This is a genomic window from Pseudomonas sp. B33.4 (assembly GCF_034555375.1).
GTDB lineage: Bacteria > Pseudomonadota > Gammaproteobacteria > Pseudomonadales > Pseudomonadaceae > Aquipseudomonas.
On record NZ_CP140706.1, the window covers coordinates 6126593 to 6149657 of the forward strand.

Here is a 23065-nt window from a genome sequence, read left to right on the forward strand (position 1 = left end):
GAATTTCAGGCTTTGCGACCGAGCATTCGCGTCAGGGTCGCATCACGATCGATAAAGTGGTGCTTCAATGCTGCCAACGCATGAAGGCCGGAAAAAATTACCAGTGCCCACGCCAGCCAGAGATGAATCACCCCAGCGGTATCTGCCTGATCCGGTAGCCCGGAAACCAGTGCAGGAACTTCAAACAGGCCAAACACCGGGATCCCGACACCGTCTGCGGTGGAAATCAGGTAACCGGCAAGCATCACAGCGAACAGCGCCAGGTACAGAAACCCGTGGCCGAATTTGGCGCCGATCCGGGTCATGCGGCTGTAGCTTTGCAGCGTCGGCGGTGGTGGGCTGATAAAGCGCCACAGCACCCGCAACACCATCACGACCAGCAACACCAGGCCAATACTCTTGTGCAGATCCGGCGCTTCTTTGCGCCAGCTGCTGTAGTAATCCAGCCCGACCATCCACAGGCCCAGCGCGAACAGTCCGAAGACCACCAGCGCCACACCCCAGTGCATGAAGATGCTGACCCAACCATAGCGCGAAGAAGAGTTACGTAGCTGCATTGCCCAAATCCTGTGAGAACTGCGAACCAAGACTAGCGAGTTATCTATCGAATTAAAGCGGAAAATTTCGCTTTGAAATATCGAGAAATACGATCAAGAGTCTGGAAGTGACGCGTTAAGGAAAGATTAAAGGCGATTTTCGCGCGCGGCGCTCGGACCACGGGGCGCGATTCTCCTTCTGCTCCGGCGCGCCGCGGAGCAGGCAGTGATCACAAAAAATTCGCAGAAAAAGAAAATTCATTTAATAACTATGTATCGCTAGTTGACCGTTTTCCCCTGATCAAATGATGACTCAATCATTCATTGAATAGGTGAAAAACATGGCGCTTCGTTATACCCAATTTCAAGCAAGTGGCACTTGCGAGTTACCACCAAACCAGACAATGTCTCCGGGCCAATACCTGCAATCCGAGAACGGTCGATATCGGTTGTTATTGCAGAGCGATGGCAATCTGGTGATAAAAGAAGGTGAAGCAGTAGTCTGGATTGCCGACAACAATCAACCTTACAGTGCAACTTTGCATCCAAAGAAGATGCGGGAGCCACTACAATTTGTCGTCAGCAATAACGGATTTCTCTTCGACCCGTCCAGACGCCGACTATGGATTGCCGAAAGTACCCACAGCCTCGAAAAGTCGCTGTGGTACAACACTTACCTGACGATGCAAGACGATGGCAACCTGGTCATCTACGATCAGCGCAACGGCAACCTGCGTTGGGCTCGCTTCGGTTTTGTCCCCGGGCGGATTCGAAAACCCAAGCAGCGATGGCTCAGAAAGTTGCCGAACGGCACGGAGTTCTTCAAATGGGATTTTTAACAAGCCATAGTTATTTTTATTGATTAGTTGGTGAAAACTAACGGCGGTTGCAAGCAATCCGCGCTATATGGATCTATCTTGCATTGATGGGCAAGTTCAGCGTTATAACCGCCCGGAAAGAAATGCCCATTGGCACAACCGGAAATGGTCACTAATAAAAGTATCGCCGTAAGTGTTTTCATCAAACGCCTCCAATTTTTTTCAAGCATAAAGTTGGAGCTCTGGCACCCGCTATCATTTCGTTCCGATTGTTTTGTGGGAAGTGTCCTGCACAAAGGTAAGCCTTGAGACTGCACCGGGAAGGATTGAAGTGCGCTTCTGGCAAAAAAAAACGCGGCCCGTATGGCCGCGTTTTTTACTGGAGCGAAGGTTTACTGCGCCTTGCTCTCAGAGGTGGCTGCCGGCTTGGCCGCTGGCTTCTTCGCCGGCTCAGCCTTTTTCGCTGCTGGTTTGGCCGCAGGCTTTTTCGCCTCGGTTTTCGCAGCAGGCTTCTTCGCCGCAGGCTTGGCTGCTGCTTTCTTCGCAGGTTCAGCTTTCACCGGGGCCGCTGGTTTCGGCGCTTCCACCGGAGCTGGCGCAGGTGCCGGAGTCGGCGCAGGCACTGGAGCAACCGGAGCAGGAGCCGGCTCTGGCGCCTTCACAGGCTCAGGTTTCTTCTCGTCATCCGAACCACCGAACAGGTTGCTGAAGAAGTTGCCCTTCTTCGCTGCCACGGCACCCGCCGCGCCTGCCGCTGCAGCGGCCGGAACCACTTTGGCTGGCTCGAACGATTTGCCTGCCGCCAGATCTTCAACCTGACTCGCCGCACGCTGGCCGGTGCGCAGCGCGCCTTCCAGAGTGCCCGGGTACAAGGTGTCGGTGTGTTCGCCGGCGAACGTCACGCGTTGCAGCGGACGCTCCCACAGGCGCCAGAACTTGCTGATCTGACCCGGACCATAAGCCAGGTAAGCGCCGCCCATCGACGGGTCGGTGCTGTAGCGACGGATTTCATAACCGGTGAACGAGCCACGGGCCTGTGGATAAAACGCGTGCAGACGGATCAGCACCTGATCGACCATCTGTTTGTCGCCAAACGCCTGCATCACGCGGGCATTGTCGCCGGACAGGTTGATCACCACGTTGGCGCCACCCTTCAGCGCTGGCTCGATCCAGAGCATGCCGAGACCGGTGTTGCTGTAGATCTCGCCGGACATGCGCGCCTTGCTTTCCCACACCGGCGTCTTGAACTTCAACATGATCTGGTCGCGCCAGCCGTAGTTGGTGCCCTTGATCGCGGCCAGATGCTGCGCATCCAGTGCCGGGGTCAGCGCAATCTTGTTCAGTGCGCGCAGTGGCACGGCCAGTACGACGTAATCAGCCTGGTAGCCAACACTGCCGACCTTGACGGTCACGCCGTCCTTGTCCTGATTGATCGCCGACACTGGCGAATTGGTCTTGATCGTCTTGATCTGTTTGACGAACGCCTGCGCCAGCACCTGGCTACCGCCGACCAGACGCGAAGCACGCAGGTCACGGTCGGAAACGCCGCGATAGACACGGTTCTGCTGAGCGAAATACAGCAGCGACAGACGCGAAGGCTCGTCGTAATGGGTGCGGATGTCCTGGTTGATCAACTGGCGCGCAGTGGCTGGCAGGTTCTGCTTGTCGAGCCAGCTCGATACGGTGATCTGGTCCAGCGCGTGCAGGGTACTGGTCGCCGCCGGGTTCTGCGGGTCGTCGATCGAACGCGCCAGATCGTCGAGGGTTTTCTGGTAGCGCTTCAGGGCATCGGCGGTGGCTGGCTGCTTGGTTGCCAGATCGGCAGCGGAGAAATACTCGCCGTCGATCAGGTAACCCGGCGTACGCACGAATTCCGGTGCCGGCGTGGTGCCCAGCTTGAACGTCGAAACGTACTTGTTCAGCACCGGCTGCGTCTTGTCGTTGCCGATCCACTCGCTGGTGGCCATGCCCGAGCGCCCGCCCATGCTCGGCTTGGCTTCCAGCAAAGTGACCTGCCAGCCCTTGTTTTGCAGCTCATAAGCGGCAGTCAGACCCGACAGGCCACCGCCGATCACGATTGCGGTTTTATCCTTGGCCAGCGCTGTAACGCTGAACAGCCCCAACATCACCAGCGCACAGGCGCGCAGCCAACCGACAGACATTCAGCGAACTCCGGAAATACACGTAGGAAAAAGCAGTTTTGCGGGTCAGACGACCCAAAGAACCGCGAAGAATACGTTAGCCATCAAAACGCCGCCAGCGACGTCTATCGGCTCATACAAAGTAGCTCAATCGACACAATGGGTTGTCCCCGCGCGAAGCATTGCATAGGCTTGCGCGATTGTTTGCCCGCGCCTGTCGCGAGCCGCCTCGAGGAGACTGTAAATGGGCCTGAATAACCAGTGGATGCAACGCGACCTCGCGGTGTTGTGGCATCCCTGCACCCAGATGAAAGACCACGAACAGCTGCCGCTGATCCCGATCAAGCGCGGTGAAGGCGTCTGGCTCGAAGACTTCGAAGGCAAGCGCTACCTCGATGCCGTCAGTTCGTGGTGGGTCAACGTGTTCGGCCATGCCAACCCGCGTATCAACCAGCGCATCAAGGATCAGGTCGATCAACTGGAGCACGTGATTCTCGCCGGTTTCAGCCATCAACCGGTGATCGAGCTGTCCGAGCGTCTGGTGAAGATGACGCCGGAGGGCCTGAATCGGGTGTTCTACGCCGATAATGGTTCGTCCTGCATTGAAGTCGCGTTGAAAATGAGCTTTCACTACTGGCTCAATCGCGGCCAACCGAACAAGAAGCGCTTCGTCACCCTGACCAACAGCTACCACGGTGAAACCATGGCGGCGATGGCGGTCGGCGACGTGCCGCTGTTCACCGAAACCTACAAAGCCCTGCTGATGGACACCATCAAAGTGCCGAGCCCGGACTGCTACGGGCGCCCCGAAGGCATGAGCTGGGAAGAACACTCGCGCAACATGTTCGCCGCCATGGAACAGACCTTGGCCGAGAACCATGACAGTGTCGCGGCAGTGATCGTCGAGCCGTTGATTCAGGGCGCCGGCGGCATGCGCATGTATCACCCGGTGTATCTGACGTTGCTGCGCGAGGCGTGCGACCGTTATGGCGTGCATCTGATCCTCGACGAAATCGCCGTTGGTTTCGGCCGCACCGGGACCATGTTTGCCTGCGAACAGGCCGGCATTCGCCCGGATTTCCTCTGCCTGTCGAAGGCCCTGACCGGCGGTTACCTGCCGCTGGCCGCGTGCCTGACCACCGACGAAGTCTACAGCGCGTTCTACGACGACTATCCGACCTTGCGCGCGTTCCTCCATTCGCACAGTTACACCGGCAACCCGCTGGCGTGCGCCGCAGCATTGGCGACGCTGGATATCTTCGAGCAAGACAACGTCATCGAGAACAACAAGGCTCTCGCTCAGCGCATGGCCTCGGCGACGGCGCATCTGGTCGATCACCCGAATGTGTCTGAAGTGCGCCAGACCGGCATGGTTTTGGCCATCGAGATGGTCAAGGATAAAGCCACCAAAGAGGCCTACCCTTGGCAGGAACGTCGTGGTTTGAAGGTGTTCCAGCACGCGCTGGAACGTGGCGCGTTGCTGCGCCCGCTCGGCAGCGTGGTGTATTTCCTGCCGCCGTACGTGATCACCCCGGAGCAGATCGACTTCCTTGCTGAAGTCGCCAGCGAAGGCATCGACATCGCTACGCGTGACAGCGTCAGCGTGGCCGTGCCGAAAGACTTCCACCCCGGCTTCCGCGATCCGGGTTGATCTACTTCACTTAAGCTTCAGCGGTGACCGGACTTCCGTCATCGCTGGCAAGCCAGCTCCCACAGGTTCTGCGCAAAACCCTGTGGGAGCTGGCTTGCCAGCGATGGGGCCGCCAGACTTTGACAAATTTTACAGAGACCCCGCATGAGACTGTCCCGCTTCTTTATCGACGCCCCGCTGAGCACCGGCGAACACGAATTGCCGGAGGCCCAGGCGCATTACATCAGCCGCGTGCTGCGCATGGCCGAGGGCGATGCGGTGCAGTTGTTCGACGGTTCCGGCCATGAGTTTCGCGGCGCCCTGCTGGACGTCGGCAAGAAGCGCGTGACCGTGCAGATCGACGAGCAATTCGCCGGCCAGGTCGAATCGCCGCTGCACATCCACCTCGGCCAGGGCTTGTCCCGGGGTGAACGCATGGACTGGGCGATTCAGAAAGCCACCGAACTGGGCGTGAATGAAATTACGCCGATCTTCAGTGATCGCTGCGAAGTCCGCCTCAAGGACGAACGCGCCGACAAACGCCTGTTGCATTGGCGTCAAGTGGCGATCAGCGCATGTGAACAGTGCGGGCGTTCGCGGGTGCCGGTGATTCATCCGCCGGTGTTGTTGGCGGACTGGATCAAGCAGACCGAAGCCGAGTTGAAACTGGTGCTGCACCCGGTGGCCGAGCCGTTGGTGAGTCATGCCAAACCGGCGACGCTGGCGTTTCTGATCGGACCTGAAGGGGGTTTGACTGACGCCGAAGTCGAGCAGGCCAAAGGCAACGGCTTCCACGCCGCCCGCCTCGGCCCGCGCGTGTTGCGCACCGAGACCGCGCCGGTGGTGGCATTGGCGGTGGCTCAGCAGCTTTGGGGGGATTTCTAAGGCCCCATCGCTGGCAAGCCAGCTCCCACAGGATCCTTGTTGGCCACAACATCCGTGAACAACGCTAAACCCTGTGGGAGCTGGCTTGCCAGCGATTAGCCGCGCCTCGGTCTAGAGGACGTAAAACAAGATCGCGACAAAGTGCAGCAAACTCCCCGCAATCACGAACAGATGCCAGATCCCATGCGCATGCCGCAACCGGTGATCAAGGGCAAAAAAGATAATCCCCACCGTGTACAAAACCCCGCCCGACGCCAGCCAGGCAAACCCTGTAGTACCCAGCGCCGCAATCAAAGGCTTCACCGCCACCAACACAATCCAGCCCATCACCGCATAAATCACGATCGACAGAATCCGCGCCTCCGAACGCGGTTTGATCTCTTGCAAGATGCCGATCAACGCCAGCCCCCAGACAATCCCGAACAACGTCCAGCCCCATGGCCCGCGCAGCGTGACCAGACAGAACGGCGTGTAGCTGCCGGCAATCAACAGGTAGATCGAAAAGTGATCAACCTTCTTCATGATCGCTTTCTTGCGCCCGCGCACGCTGTGGTACACGGTCGAGGCGCTGTAGAGCACCAGCAAGGTAAACGCGTAAATCGCCACACTGACAATCTTCCACGGGCTACCGTCCAGACAGGCAATCACCAGCATCCAGACCCCGCCGACAAAAGCCGCCACCGCCCCGACCAAATGCGTCCAGGCGTTGAGTTTTTCTCCGTGATACATGTGTCACTTACCTCAATAATTCGTTACCGCAGCGCGCAAGGCTCGGGCCTTGAGCGTAAAAGCGCAATGTTTCTGTTCAAAGCCAAGATCAACAGATCGCAGCCTTCGGCAGCTCCTACAGGTGATCGCATTCCAATGTAGGAGCTGCCGAAGGCTGCGATCTTTTGCTCTTGCGTGCACAATCGGCCGATACCAAAAAGAGTCCGCGCCATGCTGATCGACGAAGAATTGACCCTGAAAAAACTCGAGGTGTTCCTCGCGTTCATGCGCACCGGCAACCTTGCCCGCGCCGCTGCCGAGTTGCAGACCAGCAACGTCAGCGTGCACCGCGCCATTCATTCGCTGGAAAGCGCCCTGCGCTGCCCGCTGTTCAAACACGAAGGCCGCAACCTGACGCCGCTGGAAAGTGCTTACGTGCTGGAAGAACGCGCGCAGAAGCTGATCAACGACGTGGTCGAAAGCGTGCGCCTGACCCGCGAAGCCGCCGGGTTCTCGGCTGAACGATTCAAACTCGGCTCGCTGTATTCACTGACAGTGAAAACCGTGCCGCAGCTGATAATGGGCCTGAAAATCCGCCGCAGCGAACTCAACATCGACCTGATCCTCGGCTCGAACATCGACCTGCTCTACAAGCTGAAAAACATGGAAGTCGACGCGATTCTGGTGTCGCTCGACGACAGCATCAACGACCCGGATTGCGAGCAGATTGCGCTGTTTTCCGACGACATCTTCCTCGCCACCCCGGCGGATTCAAAGTTTGCCCAGCGCAGTGAAGTGGATCTGGCTGAGGTGCGCGATGAAACGTTCATCACCCTGACCCAGGGCTTTGCCACGCATCAGGATGGTGTGCGGGTGTTCAAGCAGGCGGGGTTCGAGCCGAAAGTGGCGATGCAGGTGAATGACATTTTCACGCTGTTGAGCATGGTCAGTTCGGGGGTGGGTTATGCGTTGCTGCCGGGAAGGATTGCGGCGGTGTATGAGAATCGGGTGAAGCTGATTCCGTTGCAGGCGAAGTACCGGTTGCAGCAGCACATTGGTGTGGTTTTTTTGAAAGCCAAGGAGCGCGATCCGAATTTGCTGGCGTTGTTGGCAGAGTGTCGGATGTATGCCAATCGCCAGGCTGGGGTTTAGATCAAGATCAAGAGCTACCCCCTCACCCCAGCCCTCTCCCCCAAGGGGTAGAGGGGGAAAGGGAGCAGATCGGCAGGCTTTTCACTGCCTGAGTTCGACTCAGGACTTTCAAATCGGCGTACCTCCAACATCCAACTCGGTCAGTCCCCTCTCCGTCAAAGGGTAGAGGGGAAAGGGTGCAGATCGGCAGGCTTTTCACTGCCTGAGTTCGACTCAGGACTTTCAAGTCGGCGTACCTCCAACATCCAACTCGGTCAGTCCCCTCTCCGTCAAAGGGTAGAGGGGGAAAGGGTGCAGATCGGCAGGCTTTTCACTGCCTGAGTTCGACTCAGGACTTTCAAGTCGGCGTACGTCCCACATCCAACTCGGTCAGTCCCCTCTCCCCCCGGGAGAGGGCTAGGGTGAGGGGCTTTTGATCTTCAGCCCACAATCGCGCGAACAATGAAGAACAACAACGAAGGCCCAAGCAAGCACCCCAGCCCGGTATGGAACGTCGCCGTCAACGCCCCATAGGGCACCAACCGCCGATCCGTCGCCGCCAGCCCAGCAGTCACGCCACTCACAGTCCCGGCCAACCCACCAAACACCATCGCCGAACGCGGGTTATCCAGGCCCATCCAGCGCGCCGCGACCGGCGTGCCGACCATCACCAGAATCGCCTTGATCAACCCGGTGGCAATCGACAGCGCCATTACATCCGAGGTCGCGCCAATCGCCGCACCCGTCACCGGCCCGACAATGTAAGTCACCGCGCCTGCGCCGATAGTGGTCATGCTCACCGCATCGCGATAACCGAACGCCCAGGCCATGCACGCGCCGACAATGAACGGCAGGATCGTGCCCAGCAGCAAGGCAATGACACCGATCAACCCGGCCTTCTTCGCCTCGGTCGCCTGCACTTCAAACGCGGTGGCAACAATCGCAAAGTCACGCAACATCGCCCCGCCCATCAGGCCGATGCCGGAGAACAACGTCAGATCCGCCAGGCCTTTCTGCCCGCCGGTCATGGTGCCGCCGACCCACGCCAAAACCAGACCAATAACGATGGCAATCGCCGAACCGTGAATGCGTCCGAACGTCAGGCGTTTGGAGAGCACCACCGACACCCACATGATCACGCCGACGAAGGCGAATGCAGTGACCAGCCCGTTGTGTTCCAGACCTTTCTCGATGAGATCCCACATATCAGCGGCCTCCTACTGGCGTGCCGACCGGGGAAATTTCCGCCGGTTCGTCGGGCAATGGCTCGCCTTTATGGGTGCGGCTGATCAAGGCAATCGTGCAACCACAGACCACCACCGAACCAATCGCCGCCAGCACCGCCACCGGCCCGCCGTGCAGCGCCGTGACGACGTTCTGTTGCGCGGCCATCGCCACCACCACCGGAATGTACATCGCGCCCCAGAAGCCGACGCCCATCTCGCATTCCTTGGTCATGCCGCCGCGTTTCTGCATCCACAACCGTGCGCAAATCAGCAGGATCATGGCGATGCCGACCCCGCCGACATTGGATTTCACGCCCAACAACACGCCGAGCATGTCACCCATGATCACCCCTGCCAGCGTACAGATCGCGAGCAGCGCCACACCGTAAATAATCATTGTTGTAGTCCTCAAAGTGCATCGTCGAATGTTGTTTTTGTTGTTCGAAGCTTGAGTCGGCGGTTTTAGAGTTGGCGGCCACCCTCCTCACGCAACAGCGCCTGCAAGGTGTCGAGACGCGCACTGTCGAAGGCAGTCACGGTGCCTTGTTCGAACACCCGGCGCGCCAGCCCGGTCAGCACCGCACCGGGCGGCAGTTCGATCTGTAAACGTACGCCGCGCTCGTAAGCGCTTTGCACGGTGCCGCGCCAATCCACCACGCGGCACATGTTGAAGGCGAGGTCGTCGCGCAGCGCTTCTACTTTGGTCACAGGGCGTGCACGACTGCCGCTCAGGTAGGCGATTTTCGGGGTTTTCAGTTCAATCTTGGCGAAAGCTTCGGCGAGGGTTTGCGCCGGATTTTCCAGCAGCGGACAGTGCGACGGCACACTCACCGCCAGACGTTTTGCCAGACCGGCACCACGACTGCGCGCCAGTTCGGCCACCGTTTGCATGGCCTTGTCACTGCCGGCAATCACCACCTGATTGTCGGCGTTGATGTTGGCCAGATACACCGGCGAATCTTCGCTGTGCACCTGCGCCAGCAACGTTTCGACTGTGGATAATTGCAGGCCGATGATCGCGGTCATGCCGTAGCCCTGTGGATAAGCCTGTTGCATCAACTCACCGCGCAGGCTGACCAGATGCAACGCATTGCTGAAGCTCAAAGCGCCGGCAACCACTGCTGCCGGGTAAGCGCCGATGGACAGGCCGGCGACGTAGTCCGCCGTCAGTCCGTCCTGCAACAACTGCCGCGAAGCAGCGACTCCGGCAATCAGCAGGCATAGCTGAACCGCCCTTGTCGTGCGCAACGCATCGCTGGAATCCAGCAACAAAACATCTTCGCCAAGCACATCGCTGGCCTCAACCAAGGTCTCCCGAGGCAAACGCTGAAGCATTCCCGCCTGCTGCGCGCCCTGACCGGGGAACACCAGCAGACTGCTCACGCTGCCTGCTCCTGCGGGTTCCACGGATCAATCACCAGACAAGCCTGATGAGCATTTTTCAGCAGCACGCGCGCCGAACCGCTGGCCCATTCACGCAATGCCACAGCACCTAACGGCGTCTGCAGTTGCATGTCGATCCGGCACACGGCTTGATCAAAAAGCTCGACCAGTTTGCGTGCCTGGTTACGCGTGAACAGTTGCGGTGTACGCAGAATCAGATCGAGATCACTGGCCGCGTGCATCGCTTTAAAACCGCTGGCCAATTCAAACCCGACACTGCCGCTGACACCCCATACCCAACCGCAATCGTCGAGCATCGGCCGCAGTTGTTTGAGCGCCTGCATGACCGGCAGATCGCGCTCGCTGTCGACATGACACAGCGCTTCCGGACTGACCCGACAGGCAATCGAATCCAACGCCATAAACGCCGCCAACCGCTGCTCGCGCAACACCCCGCGCACGCCCACCGCGACAAAACCTTCAGCACTCAACGCACGCCGCACCACCACCGGTTGCCCAGCGGCCAGCGACTCGACTGCCCACAACGGCGCATCCGCCGGCAACTGCGCCGGGGTCATGCCCCAGAGCAGATCGTGGGCCAGAGGCGTGCTCACCACTGCGCCCTCAACAGTTCACGCACCTTGCTGGAGGCCGTACGATTCTTCGCGCCGAGACGATTGCTCAAGTCAGTGCTGGAGATATCGCTGATGGCCTGTTTCAGGCATTCGTTCACCCGTGCCAGATCCTCTGCGGTTGGCTGCTCAATCTGCTGCACCGACAGGGTTTCCCAGAGCAATCCGAGACTCGCATAACTGTCGATGTCATAGGCCATCGGCGGCACAGTGGCGGCCAGCGCTTCCAGCTCTTCAACACTGCGCAACGTCACCCGCGCCGCCGACGCCTTGCCCATTGCATGCACCATCACGCCGGGATCGCGCAACGCAATCAAACGGTTGGCCTGATAACCATGCGCCAGAAACGCCCCGGACATCGCCTTACCGACCAGCAACGCAATCACCGGATGCCCGGCCAAACGCGCGCGGGCATAACTGTCCGCCGCACCGGCCAACGCCTGATGAATGCCGAGGGCTTCTTCGCGCCGACCGTAAGCCTGGCTCGGCACATCGACGATGGCGATGATCGGGCGCTTCTGCGCTTTGTCACGGTCAGCGCTGATCGCGTCATCCACAGCCTTGGCCAGACCCCAACCTTCGAGCAAGCCGACTTCGCCATTACGAGCACGCGGAAAACGATTGTCCGGATCAGCGACCACAGCGATAAAACGCCCCAGCTCACTGTCAGCAACCTTCAACGATGGCGGCAGCCCTTCGACAGCGCCCGCGCCCGCGCTCAAGGCGTTGAACCAGTTCAAACCACGCAGCGAATAACCGCTCATGAGCGCTCTCCTTGATACAGATCGCGAACCACCGACGGTTCGATTTGCGGGTCAGTGTTCAGACTGCCGAGACGTTGCAGAAACCATTCGGCGCTCTGGCTGCGAGGTTGCTTCGGCAAACCTTGCTGGAGCAATTCACCGACCTGCTGACGAATCTTCGCCACGTCATCCGCGACGTAACGATCCACCAGACCACTGGCAAAACGCTGCTCGCCACCGGTCAGGCTCCAGATGAAGGGCCGGTCGCGGGAATCGTATTCTTCGATTCCGGCTTCCTGCTCAATCACCTGCGGGCCGTTCAAACCGAGGCGTGCTTCCTGAGTCACCAGCAAATAACTGCACAGCGCCGCCGCAATCGACATACCGCCGAAACACCCAACGCTACCCGCGACCACGCCGACCACCGGTTGGTACTGCTGCAAATCGACAATCGCCGCATGAATATCAGCAATCGCCGCCAGCCCGAGATTGGCTTCCTGCAAACGCACACCACCGGTTTCCAGCAGCAACACCGCGCGGGTCGGAATGCCTTTGCGGTTGTCTTCAGCCGCCAGTTCCAGCGCGCCGGCGATCTTCGCCCCGCCGACTTCGCCAAGGCTGCCACCCTGAAACGCGCCTTCAATCGCGGCGATGACCACCGGCAAACCGTCGAGGCTGCCCTTGGCGATCACCACGCCGTCATCGGCCTGCGGCACCACGCCCTGGCGTTCAAGCCACGGCGACATCACCCGTTGAAACGGGTCGAGCAATTCACGAAAGCTGCCGGCATCGAGCAAGGCCTTCGCCCGTTGCCGCGCACCGAGTTCGACGAAGCTGTGTTTGTTGAGCAACGCGGCGCTGTCAGTCATGGCCGATCTCCTCGAAACCTTGTTCCAGACGCAAGCGCACCACCCCCGGCGTCGCGCCGAAATCGTGGATATCGATGGCCATCGCCGGCGGCGTGGTGCCGTCGAACATCCGCGCAAACAGGTGCTGCCAGCGCAGCTGCGCGCCGTTGACCGAGGTCTGCACGTTGATGGTCAGCTTGCCGGCCAGACCCGGTTCGATCAGCACTTCCAGATCACCCGAACCGACACAACCGACCAGCGCACGACCGCGTGGCGGCTGCCCGGCGGGGAATTCAAACGATAGGGTTTCCATCAAAACGCTCCCTGAAGGATGCCGTCGCGCTCGATGCGATCGAGCAGCAGCGTGGCGGCGAGCAAGTCGGCGGCGCCACCGGGCGAGGCATTCAATGCGATGAGTTGTTGATCGAGTTCGTGCAAGCGGCGTCGACCGCTGAGGCTGGCGCTGCCACCGGCGTCGAGCACCGCTTGCGCGCCGTGTTGCATGGCCTGCAAACCCTCTTCGCCGGCGCGGTAGAGCACGCAGGTGTCGGCCAGATTCGTCATGATTGCGAGCAAGGCGTCGAGCCGGGCGTTCTGTTCGCCGCTTGCTTGGGCACGGCTGAGCTTGAGTTGCGGCAGACCGCGTTGCAGCACCGAAGGGAAGCCGAGTTGCGCTTCTTCGCGAGCACCGCGTGCGCCGAAACGCAGGGCGACTTGGGCGCCGTGGCTCAAGGGTTTCGGCGCGTGGCGATCGTCCAGCAAGGCCAGACGTGCAGCACGCAGGGTCACGGCGTTAGCGCTGGAGGATTGCGGTTCGAGCGCAGCGGCCGTCACCAACAACCCCAGCGCCCAAATTGCACCACGATGCGTGTTCACGCCGTTGGTGGTCGTGAGCATGGCTTGCTCGCCTTCACGGCCGATGCGGCCAATCGCTTCGCGCAACGTTGAAACGACTTCGCCGATTGCAACCGCCGCTTCAGCCATTTCCTTGAACGCCGGCCACAACGACAGCGCCGAAGCGTGCATCAGACCCAGGTGCAAATCGGTGTGCGCGCCGTTGCCGCGACGGTCGACCAGTGCCGGTTTCGGCGACAGATCGGCTTCGTCGATCAGCGCGTCCACCGCCAGATCGGCCAATCGATCAGCCAGAGAAAGCGGTTTCGCTTGCAGGTTAAATGCGTGCATTACCAGCTCCTGAATTTGGCGGGCGGGTTGTACAGGCCGCCGGACCACTCGACCAGATCGGCCACGCTCTTCGCCGCGAGCAGTTCGCGGGTGGCGTCGGTGCGGCGGATGCCGAGGTCTTCGGGCAAGGCGATCAGGCCTTCGCGGCGCATGCGTTCGGTGTCTTTCGGGTTGTGGCGCAGGCCGATGGCGGTGACGCCGGCGACCGCAGCGATCATCGCCTGGCGCTCTTCCAGCGAACGCGCCTTGTACAGATAGGCGATGCCTTCTTCGGTGAGCAGGTGGGTGACGTCGTCGCCGTAGATCATGATCGGCGCCAGCGGCATGCCGCTTTTCTTCGCCACTTCCACGGCGTCGAGGGTTTCGACGAAGGTCGGTTTGCCGCCCTCCTGGAAGGTCTCGACCATTTGCACCACAAGCTTTTTGCCGCGTTCGAGCATCGGTTGCTGCGAATCGTCATGACGCATATCCAGCCACGCCGGGGTGCCGTGACGCCGACCGCGCGGGTCGTGGCCCATGTTCGGTGCACCGCCGAAACCGGCAAGGCGGCCACGGGTCACGGTTGAGGAATGGCCATCGCCATCGACCTGCAACGTCGCGCCGATAAACAGGTCCACCGCGTATTGCCCGGCGAGTTGGCAGAACATCCGGTTGGAACGCAGCGAGCCGTCGCGTCCGGTGAAGAACACGTCCGGGCGCGCGGCGATGTAGTTTTCCATGCCCAGTTCGGTGCCGAAGCAATGCACGCTTTCGACCCAACCGCTCTCGATCGCCGGGATCAGTGTTGGGTGCGGATTGAGCGTCCAGTTGCGGCAGATCTTGCCTTTGAGGCCGAGGGATTCGCCGTAGGTCGGCAGGATCAATTCGATGGCGGCGGTGTTGAAACCGATGCCGTGGTTGAGCGACTGCACGTTGTGTTTTTCGTAGATGCCGCGAATCGCCATCATCGCCATCAGCACGTGCACAGGCTTGATGTGGCGTGGGTCGCGGGTGAACAACGGTTCGATATAGAACGGCTTGTCGGCCACCACGACGAAATCGACCCATGAGGCGGGGATGTCCACGCGAGGCAGTTCGCTGACGTCGTCGACCAACTGGTTGACCTGAACGATGACGATGCCGTCGCTGAACGCCGCCGGTTCGATCAGTGCCGGGGTGTCTTCGGTGCTCGGGCCGGTGTAGATGTTGCCGGCGCGGTCGGCCATGAACCCGGCCGAGAGCACGACGTTGGGGATCAGGTCCACCACCAGCCGGGCGTAGAGTTCGATGTAAGTGTGGATCGCGCCGACTTCCAGCAAGCCGTCTTCGAGCAACTGGCTGATGCGCAGGCTCTGGGTGCCGGCGAAGGAGAAATCGAGCTTGCGGGCGATGCCGCGTTCGAACAGGTCGAGGTGCTCGGAGCGGCCGACGCTGGGCATGATCATGTGCAGGTCGTGGAGCTTTTCCGGGTCGGCTTTGGCCAGCGAGCGCGAAAGGAAATCCGCCTGCTTCTGGTTGTTGCCCTCCAGCACCACACGGTCGCCGGGATGAATCAGCGCTTCGAGCGCGGCGACGATCTTGTCGGTGGGCAACACCACACCGTCGGCCAGCCCGCGCACTTTGTCGAGGCGGCGCTGCTTCTCATCGCGCCGCCGCGTCCAGCGCGAGTCGGGGGAAATTGTTGTTGTCATGCTCACTCCACGGGGTTCGCTGTCGTGGAGCTAAGGTAGGCGTGTGGGGTGGGGGCATCAATCAAGCGCGGTGGTGAATCATTACGCTCAGGGTAACGATCAAGAGCGCCCTCACCCTAGCCCTCTCCCGGAGGGAGAGGGGACCGACCGAGGTGTCTGGCGCCATACATCGACCTGCCCCACCGAGTCGATTATGGATTCACAGCAGTATTTTCAGGTCGGCGTCACTTGTGAGCATCCCACGGTCGGCCCCCTCTCCCTCCGGGAGAGGGCTGGGGTGAGGGTCGGCGTTTAAATCACTCCGTCGGCACCAACTTATCCAAAACACGGTTGACCGCCATCTCCGCCACCATCACCACCTGCGCAATACCTTGCACAGTCTTGCGGTGCGTACCTTCCACCGTTGCCGCATGATTGTTGAGCATCACCGTAGCCGAGCCTAGGGTTTCGCTGGCGTCAGCCAGCAGGGATTCGGTGTCGGCATTGGGATTAGCCATGTACAGCGTGTTGGGGGTGTAGGGCGTGGCCATCAGATCGGCGTTGGTAGGGCCGAGGTAATGGTCGAGCGCGCGTTCGGCGGCTTCGTGGAATTTCTTCGAATCGGGGGATTCGTAGGGGGATGCTGGATCTGCGAGCGGGGGGTTAGGCGTAGGTTTAATCATCTTCAGGTTCCGAAATAAAGCTGGAACCACTTCTCTGCTAAAAGAAGGGGTGGCAGCTGAACGCAGGTTAGCAGACCGGGGAACCTAAGGAAGCCGGCGCGCCGAAGCGCCCTGCGCACAGCCGCCATCGAATGCAGGCGCTGAGCCTGACGATGATGCATGTGCACCCTTAGATTAACCACGGGCTGCTAAACCCGATCACTGGGAATCAGTGACGGAATCAAGTTACGCAGCATGACCAAGGCGCACAAGCCGGCGGATTCTGGTGCATGCGTAGGCAGCGGCGCAAGGATTTGTAGGCTAGGGAGCCGTAACACCGGGTGTCTTTAAACAGATGTGCCTGGATGCGTTTATTGCGCTGCGGGGATTGAGGATTTGTCTGTCGGATTTTGGTGGATGCCGCAGGCGCTATCGCGAGCAGGCTCACTCCTACAGGGGAATGCATTCCAAATGTAGGAGTGAGCCTGCTCGCGATGAGGCCAGTCAGGCCAATGAAAGTTCTGAATCAGTGGATCAGCCCAGCATCCACCAACAACCTCTCCAGCCCCAACAAATCCGGCACTTTCGCCACCTGTTCCCCGACCTGCACCGCCGCCTGCTCCAGCGCACACAACGGCACATCGACATAACTCAACTGGCTGTCGAGCTTGTACGAACGCGGAATCCCCTGCACCAGCAGCGCAATGAACTTCAACTCCGGCAACCCACCGAGCGCATTCAAAATCACGATCCGCGCGCGCTCGCCAATGACGATTTTCTGCCCGCACGCCGATTCAAAACTGAGCAACGGTATCTGCCGCTCACGCCACATGACCCTGCCGAGATACCACGGCGGCGAGTCCAGATCGAAGGCGCTGGCCTGGTAATCGATCAACTCAGCAACAGCAACGTTAGGCAGGATCAGATTGCGATCCGCCAATGGCAGCAGCAACCCGGTCAGCTGACTGCTGCGCTGATTGTGCCGGCGTTCATGCATGTTTCTTGCTCCACTGGGCAATGCTTTCAAGCAACACCGACTCTTGATACGGCTTGCCGAGGTAGTCGTTGACGCCGATGGCCATGGCGCGGTCGCGGTGTTTTTGGCCGGTGCGCGAGGTGATCATGATGATCGGCAAGTGTTGCAGGCGTTCGTCGTTGCGCACCTGGGTGGCGACTTCGAAGCCGTCCATGCGCGGCATTTCGATGTCGAGCAGCATCAGGTCGGGCATGTGCTCTTCGAGCAGCAGCATGGCGTCGACACCGTCCTTGGCGGTCAGCACGTTCATGCCGTGGCGTTCGAGCAAACGGCTGGTGACCTTGCGCACGGTGACCGAGTCGTCGACCACCATCACCAGCAGTGGTTTGTGCGGTTCGCTGTCGATCTCCGGCACCGTCGGCGGCTGCGCAACCCGTGCCTGCATGGCACGGATCGGCGCGAGCAAATCGAGAATCAGCACTACCCGGCCATCGCCGAGAATCGTCGCCCCGGACACGCCCTGCACTGCCGCGAACTGCGCGCCGAGACTCTTCACCACGATCTCGCGCGTACCCGCCATGGTGTCGACCTGCACCGCGATGCGCCGGTCGTTGTAGTGCACCAGCAGCACCGGCAACGGCAGGTTCTGCCCCAGCAGTTTCGGTCGTGGCGCGGTTTTCAGCAGTTCGCCGAGGTAGCACAGTTCATAGGTCTGGCCGCCGTACTGATAGCGCGGCGGATCAACCCGGAAGTAAGCTTCCAGATCATTCGGCAACACGCGGACGATGCCTTCGATGGTGTTCAGCGGAATCGCATATTGATCCTCGCCACACTGCACCATCAACGCGCGGTTGACCGACACGGTGAACGGCAGACGAATGCGGAAATGCACGCCCTGCCCCGGCACCGAATCGATGCTCATGCTGCCGCCCAGTTGCCGCACTTCTTCGTGCACCACGTCCATGCCGACGCCACGTCCGGAAATCTGCGTGATTTTTTCTGCTGTGGAAAACCCCGGCTGGAGGATGAACTGCAACACGTCGCGGTCGCTGATCTCGGCATTCGGTGCGAGCAATCCACGCTTGATTGCTTTGCGCCGCACGGCTTCCAGCGGCACCCCGGCACCGTCATCGCGAATGTCGAAAACGATGTCACCGCCCTCGCGCGACAGATCGAGGCTGATCTGACCTTGCGCCGGTTTACCCGCCGCCAGCCGCACTTCGGCGGACTCCAGACCGTGGTCGACGGCGTTGCGCAGCATGTGTTCCAGCGGCGCGGCCATGCGTTCGAGGACGTTGCGATCCATCTCGCCTTCAGCGTTGCCAATGACGAAGGCGACGTCTTTGTTCAGCTCTTCAGCGACCTGACGGACGATGCGTTTGAGGCGCGGCAACATGCGCTCGAACGGCACCATGCGCGTGCGCATCAGGCCTTCCTGCAATTCGGTGTTGATGCGGCCCTGTTGCTGCAACAGGTTCTCGGCGTCGTGATTGCGGCGGTCGAGGGTTTCCTTGAGATCGAGCAAGTCGGAGGCGGATTCGAACAGCGCCCGCGACAGTTGCTGCAACTGCGAATGGCGATCCATTTCCAACGGATCGAATTCTTCGTAGCCGAGGCGTTCGGCATCGACTTGCTGACGGCTGAGAATCCGCCCTTGGGTTTCAGTATCGAGGCGGCGCAACTGATCACGCATGCGTTCGATGGTGGTTTCCATCTCGTTCAGGGCAATCTGTGCATCGTTGACTTGCTGTTCGATACGGCCCCGGAAGATCGAGGTTTCCCCGGCCAGATTGACCAACTCGTCGAGCAGTTCGGCGGAGACCTTGACCATGTCCGCGCCAGCGTCGGCAGCCGGCAGCGCCGCGTCAGCCTTGACCGGAACAGGTAGCACTGGCGGCGTTTCTATCGTCGCCGGGTGGCTGAAATTCTGGATCGCGTTGATCAGCCGATCGGCCGGTGGGCACGGTTGCCCGGCGCGCACGCCATCAAGCATTTGCGCCAAGCGATCATGACCGCGCTGCACCAGCGCAAACAGCTCCGCCGACGGCTGCAAAGCGCCGCTGGAAAGACTTTCGTAAAGGTATTCCAACTCATGGGCGAGGTCGCCGATCGGGCCGATTTCGACCATCCGCGCGCCGCCCTTGAGGGTGTGCAGATCGCGCAGCAGGGTTTCCACTTCCTGACGATTGCCCGGCTCGGCCTGCCAGCGCAGCAATGCGGCGCCGGAGTTTTCGATGATGTCGAAACCTTCTTCGAGGAAGATCTCCAGTAACTCCGGGTCGTGGCCGGCGCTGTCGTGCTCGGTTGTTGCTGGCGGCGTTTCAGCGACGCTGTGGCCCTGACGTACCTGACGGATCGCTTCGATCAGATCCTGCGCTGGGGTCAGTGGCTGATGGTTTTGCAGTTGATCAAGCAACAGCGCCAAGCGGTCATGGCTCTTGAGCAGCAAACGTCCCAGGCTTTCGCTGTAGTGGTAGCGACGATCGACCAGTCCTTCGTAAAGGCTTTCCAGCTCCTGAGCCAGATCGCCGATGGCCTCGACTTCGGCCATCCGCGCGCCGCCCTTGAGCGTGTGCAAATCCCGTTGCAACGAGGACAGTGGCGCGACGTTGTCGGTGTCGCTCAGCCAGCGCTGCAAGGCTTGGCCGGAGCTGTCGAGAATGTCCACGGCCTCTTCAAGGAAGATCTCGACGATCTCGTCATCGGGCTCAAGCGCCGTTGCCTTTTGCTGCAACTCGGCGGTGGCGCTGCCCAGTTCACGGATGCTCAAGGTGCGGCTGCCATCGCTGCGAATAAGGCCCATCGACGACGGGTCGAGACTCTCATCGAGCAGATCATGCAAGGCACGAATCCGCTCTGGCTGTGGCGTGACTTCCTGCCCGGCAGCCAGTTCGTCGAGCATGTTGATCAGTGCTTCGTGGGCGTTCTGCGCTTCGCGGAAAAACTGTTCGCTGACCGCCAGACTGCTTTCTTCCACCGCGCCATACAGGTCGAGCAAGGCTTCGCACAACACATCGACTGGCAGCAGATCGGCCAGATGCGCGCCTTCGCCAAGGGTGGTCAGCTCATCCAGCAGCGCGCTGAGTTCCTGACGCTCGCCGGGGTGTTGCTGCCAGCGTTGTAGCAGGCTCTCAGCATCGAGCAGGATGTCCATGCCTTGAGCGAGGAAGTTATTGATCAGTTGCGGATCGCGCTTGATCCGCAGGCCGGTATTCGGCGCATCGAGGATCGACGCCAGACGCTCGGCGAGCAGGGTTTCCGAGCGCTTGATCAGCGACTGCGCACCGACAATCGGCGCCAACGGATCGTGCTTGAGCTGACGCAGGCCGACGCGGAACAGGCCCTCGGCTTCGAGGAGCAACTCCACTTCGTCGAGGTCCAGCGGCAACTGGTGCGCCTTGAACTCGCGGGCCAGTTGATCGAGCGGTGCAGCGAGTTCGGCAATCGGCAATACGCCGGCCATCGAGGCGCTGCCCTTGAGCGTGTGCAAGGCGCGCTGCAACTCGTCGCTGGCTTGCAACGGTAAGTGTTCGGCGGCCTGATCGAGAAAACGGTTGAGGCTGGCGAGGTGCGTTTCGGCTTCGTTGCGGAAGATCTCCAGCAACAACGGATCGAGCGCCGCCACATCGTCGACGTCTTCGGCCGCCAGTGGTTCGTCACCCTTGGCCAAGGCATGTGCGCGGGCAGCAAGTTGGTCGACATCGCTGCGTTGACGTTGGCTGTTGGTGGCAAATTCGTTGATCAGTTCCGGCAGCAACAGCACCGTGTCGGTAAGCAGTTGCTGCACCACCGAACCGGGTTCGACGCTTTGTTCGAGCACGCGGTTGAGCAGGTTTTCCACCGCCCAGGCCAGCTCGCCGAGGATCAGCGCACGGACCATGCGCCCGCTGCCCTTCAAGGTGTGGAAGGCGCGGCGCAGTTCAGTCAGCGCGTCGCGATCCTGCGGATTGGCGGTCCAGCGCGGCAGGTATTCGTGGAGGACTTCGAGGACTTCGTCGGTCTCTTCGAGGAACACTTCGCGCAATTCGTCGTCGACCGGTTCTTCATCGGCCGGTGGCGGCATCAGGCTGCCGGGGGTGATCAGCGCTGGCGGGTTAACCGCAGAAACCGGGCTGGCCAGAACGTCGGCCAGCGACTGTACGGTTTCCGGATCATCGAGCGCCTGCATGTCCTGCATCACCAGCGCTTCGCTGGGGCTAAGCACGTCTTCGAGCACGGGCACATGCGGCTCATTTGGAAAGAAACCCAGACTCGCAAGAGACTTCTGCGCGACATCCAGCAACTGCTCGCTCGGCGCCTGCGGATCGTCGCTCAGACGTTCGAGGTAATACTCGAGGCTGCTGATGACATCGGCCAGATGATCGAGTTGCTCCCAGCCCGGCTCATGCGGATCGAGCAGCAGATGTTCGCGGATAAAACCGTTGCACGCCTCGACCAGACTCGCCGCCCGGCTGAGCGGAATCATCGCCAGCGCACCGCGCACCTGGGTCAGCAGCGCCGGCAACGGTTGCAGGTGCTGGCGATCCCAATCGGCGTCGATGTAGTCGACGATCATGTCCTTGGCCTGTTGCAGGCAGATACGCGCTTCCTTGATCACGATCTGATGAATCTGCGTCAGGTCGGTGGTCGGCAAGCGCGCGTCTTCCGGGCTTTCTGGCTCGACAGTGCCGACCATCCCGGCCAGCGTCGCTTCGACGTAGAGCAAGGCGCCGGCGACGTCCATCAGGATTGCGTCGTTCGGCTCACGCTGGCCCTGGGCGAGGCTGAGCACCACCGCCAATTGATCGATGATGACTTTGCGCGGCTGGCCGAAACCGAGCACGGCGAGGGTGTCGGCGATCTGCCGCAGCGGCGCCAGCAAGCTCTCCAGATCCGAGGTGTGCTGGCGGTCGCTGCGCACGAACAGGTCGAGGCGTTCCTTGACCCGCACCAGCTCTTCACACAGCGCCGCCAGCACCGAGCGCATCGCATCGCGGTCGGGGCCGGCCAGGCGCGCGCGCTCTTCGTCGACCATCGCGCTGTCGGGCAACGCGTCATCCAGCGAGTAGCGATCTTTCATGGTCAGCATCTGCCCGGTGGGATGTTCGGCTTTGGCAATATAGAACAACAGGCTTTTCAGCAGGTCCGGCGGTGGCGACTGGTTGAGGCCAGAAATGCCTTGGTCGAGCAGACGCTTGAGCTCTTTGTCGGCATCCTTGAACAGGCTGCGTAGCGCCGGGCTGTTGGCAATCACGCCTTCGCGCATGCCTTCGACCAGCGCCGAGGCGACTTGCCACAACGGGCTCAGGGGCGAATCACCGCTCAGGGCTTCGAGGCGGGTGAAGACTTTCGCCAAGTATTCGAGGTGCGTCTGGTCGTCCTGCTCGCGCAACAGACCGACCAACGCCATTTGCAGCATCTGGCGTAATTTGCGCAGCACGTTGGGCAGTTCCGCCGGCTCCAGCAGCGCCAGTTCATCGGCGCTCAAGGACGGTAGTCCGGGCAATTGCGGGCTGAACAAACTGGTTTCCGAAAGCAGGCTTTCGCCACGGGCGCTGCGCAGATCGTTGATCAGCGGCAACACCACCAGCGGCAAATCACGGCGGGCGCTTTGCACGCGGTCGAGGTAGATCGGTAGTTGCCCAAGGGCTTGCAGCAACAGGTGCAGGGCTTCGTCGCGATGGCTGACGCGCTCGTGCTGCAGGGCTTCGACCAGATGTTCCATTTCTTCGGCGAGCAGGGCTGCGCCGTAGAATTCGACCATCTGCAAACTGCCGTGGACCTGATGGATGTAATCGTGGCACTCGTCCAGCCCGGGGAAGGCCTGCGGATCTTCGAGCACGGCTTCAATCGCCTGATGCGCCTGTCTCAGCGTTTCGGCAATTTCGCCTTTGACCCATTCGAGGGCCACATAGTCGTGCCGATCACCCATA

19 protein-coding genes are annotated in these 23065 nt (G+C 60.6%); 4 read left to right on the forward strand and 15 right to left on the reverse strand.

From position 1 onward, the window contains the following. Nucleotides 1-5: 5 nt before the first annotated feature. A complete protein-coding gene (locus U6037_RS27160; protein ID WP_322845118.1) occupies nt 6-557 on the reverse strand; it encodes a cytochrome b in 552 nt (183 codons plus the stop codon). 320 nt (nt 558-877) lie between these two features. Between U6037_RS27160 and U6037_RS27165 the strand changes: the two genes are divergently transcribed. Continuing rightward, nucleotides 878-1375: a hypothetical protein gene (locus U6037_RS27165; protein ID WP_322845119.1), complete on the forward strand. Its 498-nt coding sequence runs from the start codon at nt 878-880 to the stop codon at nt 1373-1375. A 371-nt stretch (nt 1376-1746) separates the two neighbouring features. Here the strand turns inward: U6037_RS27165 and U6037_RS27170 are convergent, their stop codons facing one another. Next, a complete protein-coding gene (locus tag U6037_RS27170) occupies nt 1747-3516 on the reverse strand; it encodes a flavin monoamine oxidase family protein (protein ID WP_322845120.1) in 1770 nt (589 codons plus the stop codon). A 223-nt stretch (nt 3517-3739) separates the two neighbouring features. Between U6037_RS27170 and U6037_RS27175 the strand changes: the two genes are divergently transcribed. Together U6037_RS27175 and U6037_RS27180 are read left to right on the forward strand one after the other, a co-directional pair. Next, the gene (locus U6037_RS27175) at nt 3740-5146 is read left to right on the forward strand and encodes an adenosylmethionine--8-amino-7-oxononanoate transaminase (protein ID WP_322845121.1); all 1407 of its coding nucleotides are present in this window, start codon (nt 3740-3742) and stop codon (nt 5144-5146) included. Between the two features lie 144 nt (nt 5147-5290). Beyond that, nucleotides 5291-6010, forward strand: coding sequence for a 16S rRNA (uracil(1498)-N(3))-methyltransferase (locus tag U6037_RS27180; protein ID WP_322845122.1), 720 nt, complete (start codon nt 5291-5293; stop codon nt 6008-6010). Nucleotides 6011-6121: 111 nt separating this feature from the next. Here U6037_RS27180 and trhA read toward each other — a convergent pair whose 3' ends face one another. Then, the gene (trhA, locus tag U6037_RS27185) at nt 6122-6739 is read right to left on the reverse strand and encodes a PAQR family membrane homeostasis protein TrhA (protein WP_064388099.1); all 618 of its coding nucleotides are present in this window, start codon (nt 6737-6739) and stop codon (nt 6122-6124) included. Nucleotides 6740-6949: 210 nt separating this feature from the next. On the opposite strand from trhA, the gene U6037_RS27190 reads away from it, so the two are divergent. Beyond that, nucleotides 6950-7870: a LysR substrate-binding domain-containing protein gene (locus U6037_RS27190; RefSeq protein WP_322845123.1), complete on the forward strand. Its 921-nt coding sequence runs from the start codon at nt 6950-6952 to the stop codon at nt 7868-7870. Between the two features lie 419 nt (nt 7871-8289). Here the strand turns inward: U6037_RS27190 and madM are convergent, their stop codons facing one another. The 12 genes from madM to U6037_RS27250 all read right to left on the reverse strand — a co-directional run bounded on the left by madM (nt 8290) and on the right by U6037_RS27250 (nt 23064). Continuing rightward, entirely contained in the window at nt 8290-9054 is a 765-nt protein-coding gene (gene madM, locus U6037_RS27195) for a malonate transporter subunit MadM (protein WP_322845124.1), read from the reverse strand. Between the two features lies 1 nt (nt 9055). Further along, nucleotides 9056-9472, reverse strand: coding sequence for a malonate transporter subunit MadL (madL, locus tag U6037_RS27200; protein ID WP_038358777.1), 417 nt, complete (start codon nt 9470-9472; stop codon nt 9056-9058). A gap of 65 nt (nt 9473-9537) precedes the next feature. Beyond that, a complete protein-coding gene (gene mdcH, locus U6037_RS27205; RefSeq protein ID WP_322845125.1) occupies nt 9538-10458 on the reverse strand; it encodes a malonate decarboxylase subunit epsilon in 921 nt (306 codons plus the stop codon). Next, nucleotides 10455-11075, reverse strand: coding sequence for a malonate decarboxylase holo-ACP synthase (locus U6037_RS27210; RefSeq protein WP_322845126.1), 621 nt, complete (start codon nt 11073-11075; stop codon nt 10455-10457). The genes mdcH and U6037_RS27210 overlap by 4 nt, the downstream gene beginning before the upstream one ends. Then, on the reverse strand, nt 11069-11854 hold the full coding sequence (gene mdcE, locus U6037_RS27215) for a biotin-independent malonate decarboxylase subunit gamma (protein WP_322845127.1): 786 nt from the start codon (nt 11852-11854) through the stop codon (nt 11069-11071). The genes U6037_RS27210 and mdcE overlap by 7 nt, the downstream gene beginning before the upstream one ends. After that, a complete protein-coding gene (locus tag U6037_RS27220; protein ID WP_322845128.1) occupies nt 11851-12702 on the reverse strand; it encodes a biotin-independent malonate decarboxylase subunit beta in 852 nt (283 codons plus the stop codon). Before U6037_RS27220 ends, mdcE begins: the two co-directional genes overlap by 4 nt. Continuing rightward, nucleotides 12695-12994: a malonate decarboxylase subunit delta gene (locus U6037_RS27225; protein ID WP_007913697.1), complete on the reverse strand. Its 300-nt coding sequence runs from the start codon at nt 12992-12994 to the stop codon at nt 12695-12697. The genes U6037_RS27220 and U6037_RS27225 overlap by 8 nt, the downstream gene beginning before the upstream one ends. Further along, a complete protein-coding gene (locus U6037_RS27230) occupies nt 12994-13866 on the reverse strand; it encodes a triphosphoribosyl-dephospho-CoA synthase (protein WP_322845129.1) in 873 nt (290 codons plus the stop codon). The genes U6037_RS27225 and U6037_RS27230 overlap by 1 nt, the downstream gene beginning before the upstream one ends. Further along, entirely contained in the window at nt 13866-15536 is a 1671-nt protein-coding gene (gene mdcA / locus U6037_RS27235; protein ID WP_007913685.1) for a malonate decarboxylase subunit alpha, read from the reverse strand. Before mdcA ends, U6037_RS27230 begins: the two co-directional genes overlap by 1 nt. Nucleotides 15537-15832: 296 nt before the next feature. Continuing rightward, nucleotides 15833-16198, reverse strand: coding sequence for a DUF6124 family protein (locus U6037_RS27240; protein WP_322845130.1), 366 nt, complete (start codon nt 16196-16198; stop codon nt 15833-15835). 505 nt (nt 16199-16703) lie between these two features. Continuing rightward, entirely contained in the window at nt 16704-17174 is a 471-nt protein-coding gene (locus tag U6037_RS27245) for a chemotaxis protein CheW (RefSeq protein WP_322845131.1), read from the reverse strand. Continuing rightward, nucleotides 17167-23064: an Hpt domain-containing protein gene (locus U6037_RS27250; RefSeq protein ID WP_322845132.1), complete on the reverse strand. Its 5898-nt coding sequence runs from the start codon at nt 23062-23064 to the stop codon at nt 17167-17169. The genes U6037_RS27245 and U6037_RS27250 overlap by 8 nt, the downstream gene beginning before the upstream one ends. Between the last annotated feature and the right edge of the window lies 1 nt (nt 23065).